The sequence below is a fragment of the Allobosea sp. genome (assembly GCF_017308075.1).
Taxonomy (GTDB): Bacteria; Pseudomonadota; Alphaproteobacteria; order Rhizobiales; family Beijerinckiaceae; genus Allobosea.
In genome coordinates, this window is sequence record NZ_JAFKFX010000060.1 from 22149 (window position 1) to 28693 (window position 6545).

A 6545-nucleotide genomic window follows, 5' to 3' on the forward strand; every position below is an offset into this window, starting at 1 on the left:
GAGCTGCGTCGTGGGCGACCATTATCGATTGGGAAGCGAGCCCTTCGTGGCAGGCAAATGCAGGGGCACCGCATCGGGGCCGCGCAGATGGTTGAGAAGCAGCCTGGCGGCGGCAGTGAGCTTGGGCTCGTCGCGCGTGCAGATCATCAGCCGGCGCAGCGCCCAGGAATCGGAGAACGGCACGGCCACGATCCTGTCCTTGGCGCAGTAGATGCGCGCAATGCCGGCGGGCACGATCGTGATCCCGAAGCCGTATTCGACCATCTGCACGGCTGCGGTGAAAGTGACGACCTCGATCCGGAAGGAGATGTCGACGCCTGCTTGCGCAGCCGAGTTGGCGAGCAGCACCTGCAGCGAGGAGCCGGTTTCCAGGCTGATGAAATCATAGCCGGTGATCTCCGGCAGCGTCAGCGATGCGCGTGCCGCCAGCGGGTGAGAGTGGGGCATCAGCGCCACCAGCGGATCCCGCTTGTACTCGTAGATTTCCAGCCCTTCGGGCAATTGGCTATGTTCGGCGAAGATGCCGATGTCGCCCAGCCCGTCCTGCATGGACTGGACCACGTTCGGGCTGGTCTCCTCGCGCAGCAGGATCTTGATCTTCGGATAAGCTGTCCGGAAGGCCGCGAGCTCCTGCGGCAGATGCTGCACGACCGCGGACTGGTGCGCGTGGAGCCGGGCCTGCCCCTCTTCGCCCTTGCTGAAGACGCTGAGTTCCGCCGCCATCCGGTTCACGTCGTCGAACAAGCCAGCGGTGTGCCTGGCCAGCGCGTCCCCGGCGGGAGTCGCGGTCATGCCGCGCGCGTGGCGGTAGAACAGGGGGGTGCCGATCTCGAGCTCGAGATCCTGGATGCGCTTGCTGATGGCGGAGGGGGCGATGTGCTCGCGTTCCGCCGCCTTGGTCATGTTCCCCTGCCGGTAAACGGCCAGAAACATGCGCAAAGTGGTCAGATCCGGCCGGAAATTCATACCTCGTCCCGTTCCTCGATATGTGTGTTCACGGATCGAGAACGCGGGCGTTCCGATTCACGACTATTCGCCGGCCCGGCTTCGAGTAGGCTCTTTGTCCAACACCGCAGCCAATGGCGGTGAGCGAACATAAATCGGCACCGGCAGCAAGCGGTAGCCGTATCGGGTTGGATGACGTCTACGAGGAATTCAAATGCTTTCCGTCGATACGAGCGCGCTCGCTTATGTGGGCGAGGATCTTTCACGCGCCGAATGCGTCATGGCGACCCGGTCCGGCGACCTTTTCATGCCCGACAAGCGCGGCGGCATCGCGGTCATACGCAGCGACGGCAGGACCGAATTGATCCGTGCCAAGAACGGGCCGAACGGGTTTCTGCCCAACGGCTTCGCGCTGATGCCCGACCGCAGCTTCCTGATCGCCGATCTCGGGCCGGAAGGCGGCGTCTGGCACATGCGCCCCGATGGCGAGATGTCCCCCAAGCTGCTGGAGATCGACGGCCGCCATATCGAGCCGACGAATTTCGTGGGCACCGACGCCAAGGGCCGCGTCTGGGTCAGCGTTTCGACCAAGCTGATCCCGCGTGAGCATTCGATGAAGAAGGGCCATGCCGACGGCTACATCATCCTCATCGACGAGAAGGGGGCGAGGGTCGTTGCCGAGGGGCTCGGGTTCACCAACGAGGCGATCGTCGATCCAACCGGGCGCTGGCTCTATGTCAACGAGACAATCGCACGCCGGACCAGCCGCTTCGCCATTTCCGAAGACGGCTCGCTCGGCCCGCGCGAGACCTTCGCCCAGTATGGCGCGGCGAGCTTCCCCGACGGTTTCGCCTTCGATGCCGAAGGTGCGGTCTGGACCGTGACAGTGGTATCCAACCGGGTCATCCGCACCACGCAGGACGGCGTGCAGCAGGTGATCTTCGAGGACAGCGACGCAAAGGCGATCGACGAGGCCGAGCAGGCCTTCCAGAACGGCACCTATACCCGCGCGCATCTCGACGCAGGCGGACGGCGCCCGGCCGGCAATCTTTCCGGCATCGCTTTCGGTGGCCCCGACCTGAAGACGGTCTATCTCGGCTCGCTCTTCGCGCCCCATCTGGCGAGCTTCCGCTCGCCCATCGCCGGGGCGCCGCCGGTCCACTGGGAATTCTGAGACAACAGCGAACCCCGGCGAGCGCGCGCAGATCCGGCTCTCTGCCGGGCCACGAGGCCCCATCTGCGCCGAGCGCCGGACGCGAAGGCAATCGATACAAGCCGGGGCGGTCAACGCTACCGAAAAGAGGGAGAAACAGATGACGATCCGGATCGACCGACGCACCTTGATGGGCGGCGCCCTGTTCGGCGGTGCTGGCACCGCGCTCGGCATGCCCAGCATCGCGCGGGCCCAGACCAAGACCCTGAAGATCGCGACGATCGCATTGGTCAACAGCCCCTGGCACAAGGCGCTGAACCGTTTCAAGGAGGTCGTCGAGAGCGAGAGCGGTGGCCGCTACAATGTCAGCGTCTACACCGACGGCCAGCTCGGCGACATCGCCCAGCTTCTGTCGGCGATGCAGCTCGGAACGGTCGATTTTTCCTATTTCGGGCTGTCGTCGATCTCCTTCGTGCGCGGCGGGGAAGCCTTCAACGTGTTCTACGTCCCCTACCTGTTCAAGAACGGGGAGTGGGCGGAGAAGATCATCAACTCCGATGCCGAACTGCAGGGCATGTTCGACAAGATGGCGACGAGCGCCGGGGTGCGTGTCTTCGGCGCCTGGGGGCAGCGCTCGTCGCGCGCCATCCAGAGCACGCGCGGGCCGATCATGATGCCGGAAGACGTCAAGGGCCTGCGCCTTCGGATCCCGGCCATCCCCATGCTGCGGGCGATGTTCGACCGCCTCGGCGCCCAGTCGACGCCGCTCGGCATGCTGGAAATCTACAGCGCGCTTTCGCGCGGCACGGTCGACGGCCAGGACAACGGCTTCGACCTCGCGATTCCGCCGCGCTTCCACGAGGCTGCGAAGTTCTGGTCGGCTACGGACCATGTCAACGAGCTCGTCGGCTTCTTCGGCTCCGAGCGGCTGTGGAAGGGCCTGAACGAGGCTGATCGCGAACTCTTCCGCAAGGCCTCGCGGGAGGCCGGCACGGTGACCACCCAGCTGACCAAGCAGCTCGACACGGATGCGATCGAAATCCTGAAGAAGGCCGGCTGCACCTATGTCGTTCCCGACATCGCCGCCTTCCGCAAGGCGGTCGCCGGCGTCGAGGACGATCTCGAGGGCAAGATGTGGCCGAAGGGCTTCGTCGCGCGGCTGCGCAAGCTGCAGGAGGCCTGATGGCCCTCTCGGATGCCGATGCACGGGCGCGGGCGGAGGTGCCCGCGCGCCCGGAGGGCGTGCGCATGCTGACCGTTCCGGTCCACATCCTCGAGACCCTGGTCAAGATTCTGGTCGTCCTGGCCCTGACGGTGGTGCTCGCCTTCACCGTCGGTCAGGTCGCCGACCGCTATGTGCTGAAGACTCAGTTCGACGCACATGACCAGATCGCGCGGATCGGCATGGTCTGGATGGCCTTTCTGGGGTTCGCGCTCGGCGTCCGCAGTCGCGCCAACATCCGGATCGAGGTGATCCAGCATTTCCTGCCGGAAAGTGTCCGGCGCGTCTCCGGCGTGTTCCTGGACGTGGTGATGATGGTGATCGCCATCGCGTTGCTCGTGAACGGCTGGCAATTGCTGGAAGTCGGCTCCTTCCAGGCGATCATGGGCACGCCCTTCTATTACGACGTGATGTACGGAGCGCTCCTCGCCGGGCTCATCCTGCTTGTCATCTTCCTGGCCCTGCGCATCGCGGACACGCTGATGGGCGGCCGTCTCGGCGTGGATGCGGTGACCGATCATGATGATCATCATTAGTACGCTGATCTTTTTCGGCCTGCTCGTCGCGGGGCTCGATGTCGGCTTTGCGATGATCCTCGCCGCCCTCATCGGCATGGTCATGCATGGTGGCATCGATCCGGTGATGGCGCCGTTGACCGTGGTGTCCGGCGTCGACAGCGCGGCACTGATCACGGTGCCGCTTTTCGTGCTGGCCGGCGAGATCATGAACCGCGGCGGCGTCACCCGCCGCCTGATCGAATGGTCCACGGCCATGGTCGGCCATCTGCGCGGCAGCCTCTCCCAGGTCGCCCTGATGACGAACCTCATCATGGCCGGCATCTCGGGCTCGGCCGTCGCCGATGCGACCGCGACCGGCTCGATCCTGATCCCGTCGATGAAGAAGGAGGGCTACAAGCCCGGCTATGCCGCCGCCGTCATCGCCGCCGGCGCGATGCTGGGCCCGATCCTGCCGCCCTCGATCCCGCTGATCATCTACGCTATCATGGCCAATCTCTCGATCGGCAAGCTCTTCCTCGCCGGCGTCGTGCCGGGGCTGATGCTCTTTGCCGGCTATATGGCGATCTGCGCCTGGGTGGCGCGGCGCGAGGGCTATGCCGCCAAGCCGGCCGCGAGCTGGGCCGAGCGGGCCACGTCCACCCGCGCCTCGATCTGGGCGCTGCTGGTGCCGGTCCTGATCATCGTCGGGATCCGCTCGGGCGTGATCACCGAGACGGAAGCCGCCGGGGTGATCTGCGTCTATGCGCTGATCGTCGGCATGGCGATCTATCGCGATCTCAAGGTCCGCAGCCTCGGCGAGGTTTTCCTGGCGGCCGGCAAGACCTCCGCGGTCATCCTGTTCCTGCTCGCCGCGGCAGGACCATTCGCCTGGCTGCTCAACGAGTCGCACATCGCCACGCGCATTTCGCAGGGCATCCTGTCGATCTCGAATGACCCGCTGATCATCCTGCTCATCGTCAACGTGATGCTCTTCGTAGTCGGCATGATCCTGGAGCCGCTGCCGGCCCTGGTCATGTTTGTTCCGACGCTGCTGCCGATCCAGGCCCAGCTCGGTCTCGACCCGATCCAGTTCGCCATGATCGTCGTGCTGAACCTGATGATCGGGATGCTGCACCCGCCGATCGGGCTGCTGCTCTTCGTGACCGGCGCGGTCGGCCGCGTTCCGCTCTGGCCCATCGCCGTCCAGCTCTTGCCCTTCCTTGGCTGGTCGCTGGTCGTTCTGGTCCTGATCTCGATCTTCCCGGGCATCGTCACCTGGCTGCCAAACCTCTCCTTCTAATCCCAAAGAGGCTGTAAATGCCGTTGACCGGCCTACGAATCGTCGATCTCACGCGCGTTATCTCCGGTCCGTTCTGCACGATGCTGCTGGCCGATCTGGGTGCCGACGTCATCAAGGTGGAACCGTCCGAGGGCGATCCGCTGCGCACGCAGGGCAGCGGCCGCAACGGCCTGAGCTGGTATTACGCATCCTTCAACCGCAACAAGCGCTCGGTCGTCCTCGATCTGAAGACGGAGGAGGGCAAGCGCGGCCTGGAGAAGCTGCTCGTCGACGCCGATGCGGTGATCGATAATTTTCGCCCCGGCGTGATGCAGCGCCTGGGCTTCGGCGAGGAGCGCCTGCAGCAGATCAGGCCGGGCATCATCACCTGCTCGATCACCGGCTTCGGTGCGGATGGTCCGTATCGCGATCGGCCGGCCTTCGATTTCATCGCGCAGGCCATGAGCGGCTTCATGAGCGTCAACGGCGGCAAGGAAGATCCGCCGCAGCGCAGCGGCCTGCCGATCAGCGATCTGGTCTGCGGCATCTACGGCGCGCTCGGGCTCTGCGCCGCACTGCTCGGCCGCGAGCGCAACGGAGGAGCCGAGCGCGTCGATGTCAGCCTGACCAACTCGATGGTCAGCCTGCTCGCCTATACGGCCTCGCATTACTTCGCGACCGGCGAGGTCCTGCCCAGAACCGGCAACGACCATCCGATCGCCTCGCCCTATGGTCTCTTCAAGACACGCGATGGTCAGATCGCAATCGCGCCCAGCGACAACGTCTTCTTCGGTCGCCTGATGGATGCGCTGGACCTGCCGAAGGTCAAGAACGACCCGGACTTCGCCGATAATTTCCGCCGGGTGGAGCATCGCGACAGGCTGCGGGAGCTGGTCGAGGAAAGACTGAGCGAGCGCGATTCCACCGACTGGATCGAACGGCTCAATGCCGCCGGTGTCCCCTGCGGGCCGATCTACGATCTCAAGGGGGTTTTCTCGGACCCGCAGATCGCATCGCAGAAGATGGCGATCGACGTGCCGACTGCCGCGCATGACACTGTCCGGATGCTGGGCTTCCCCATCAAGCTGAAGGAGCGCGCCTGTCAGGTTCGCCGGCCGCCCCCGCAACTGGGAGAGCACACGGTCGAACTGCTGAATCCTGGTACGGAGCTGAGTGTCCGCCGTCAGGGCCCTTGAGACGGTTCAGGGGTTTTCGGGAAGGGAGGATTTCTGGATCATCGCAGCCATTTTGGAGTGCAGATGAGACACAACTCCGGGCCGGAGAAAGCACTGGCAGAACAGGTCGTGAAGGATATCCGCCGAGCGACGCGGCGGCAGTTCTCGGCCGAAGAGAAAATCCGCATCGTGCTGGAAGGGGTGCGCGGCGAGGAGAGCATCGCCGAGCTATGCCGGCGCGAAGGCATCGCCTCGTCGATGTATTACGGCTGGT

At 64.8% G+C, this 6545-nt stretch carries 7 protein-coding genes; 6 read left to right on the forward strand and 1 reads right to left on the reverse strand.

Annotated features, from left to right (window positions below; translation table 11 throughout):
• Positions 1-21 precede the first annotated feature (21 nt).
• The gene (locus J0J10_RS26620) at positions 22-933 is read right to left on the reverse strand and encodes a LysR family transcriptional regulator (RefSeq protein WP_291650622.1); all 912 of its coding nucleotides are present in this window, start codon (positions 931-933) and stop codon (positions 22-24) included.
• A 226-nt stretch (positions 934-1159) separates the two neighbouring features.
• Between J0J10_RS26620 and J0J10_RS26625 the strand changes: the two genes are divergently transcribed.
• The 6 genes from J0J10_RS26625 to J0J10_RS26650 all read left to right on the forward strand — a co-directional run.
• Complete coding sequence (locus J0J10_RS26625) at positions 1160-2119, forward strand: SMP-30/gluconolactonase/LRE family protein (RefSeq protein WP_291650624.1); 960 nt, start codon at positions 1160-1162, stop codon at positions 2117-2119.
• A 139-nt stretch (positions 2120-2258) separates the two neighbouring features.
• Positions 2259-3281: a TRAP transporter substrate-binding protein gene (locus J0J10_RS26630; protein WP_291650626.1), complete on the forward strand. Its 1023-nt coding sequence runs from the start codon at positions 2259-2261 to the stop codon at positions 3279-3281.
• On the forward strand, positions 3281-3856 hold the full coding sequence (locus J0J10_RS26635; RefSeq protein ID WP_291650628.1) for a TRAP transporter small permease: 576 nt from the start codon (positions 3281-3283) through the stop codon (positions 3854-3856). Before J0J10_RS26630 ends, J0J10_RS26635 begins: the two co-directional genes overlap by 1 nt.
• Positions 3840-5117 carry a TRAP transporter large permease gene (locus J0J10_RS26640; RefSeq protein ID WP_291650630.1) on the forward strand — a complete coding sequence of 426 codons (1278 nt, stop codon included), beginning with the start codon at positions 3840-3842 and terminating at the stop codon, positions 5115-5117. Before J0J10_RS26635 ends, J0J10_RS26640 begins: the two co-directional genes overlap by 17 nt.
• A gap of 17 nt (positions 5118-5134) precedes the next feature.
• A complete protein-coding gene (locus J0J10_RS26645; protein ID WP_291650632.1) occupies positions 5135-6292 on the forward strand; it encodes a CaiB/BaiF CoA transferase family protein in 1158 nt (385 codons plus the stop codon).
• A 63-nt stretch (positions 6293-6355) separates the two neighbouring features.
• The coding region (locus J0J10_RS26650; RefSeq protein ID WP_291650634.1) for a transposase at positions 6356-6545 on the forward strand (190 nt) is incomplete at its 3' end.

Coding starts and splice junctions, on each gene's coding strand:
- J0J10_RS26620 (WP_291650622.1), bottom strand. CDS start 933: ATGTTTCTGGCCGTTTACCGGCAGGGGAACATGACCAAGGCGGCGGAA.
- J0J10_RS26625 (WP_291650624.1), top strand. CDS start 1,160: ATGCTTTCCGTCGATACGAGCGCGCTCGCTTATGTGGGCGAGGATCTT.
- J0J10_RS26630 (WP_291650626.1), top strand. CDS start 2,259: ATGACGATCCGGATCGACCGACGCACCTTGATGGGCGGCGCCCTGTTC.
- J0J10_RS26635 (WP_291650628.1), top strand. CDS start 3,281: ATGGCCCTCTCGGATGCCGATGCACGGGCGCGGGCGGAGGTGCCCGCG.
- J0J10_RS26640 (WP_291650630.1), top strand. CDS start 3,840: ATGATGATCATCATTAGTACGCTGATCTTTTTCGGCCTGCTCGTCGCG.
- J0J10_RS26645 (WP_291650632.1), top strand. CDS start 5,135: ATGCCGTTGACCGGCCTACGAATCGTCGATCTCACGCGCGTTATCTCC.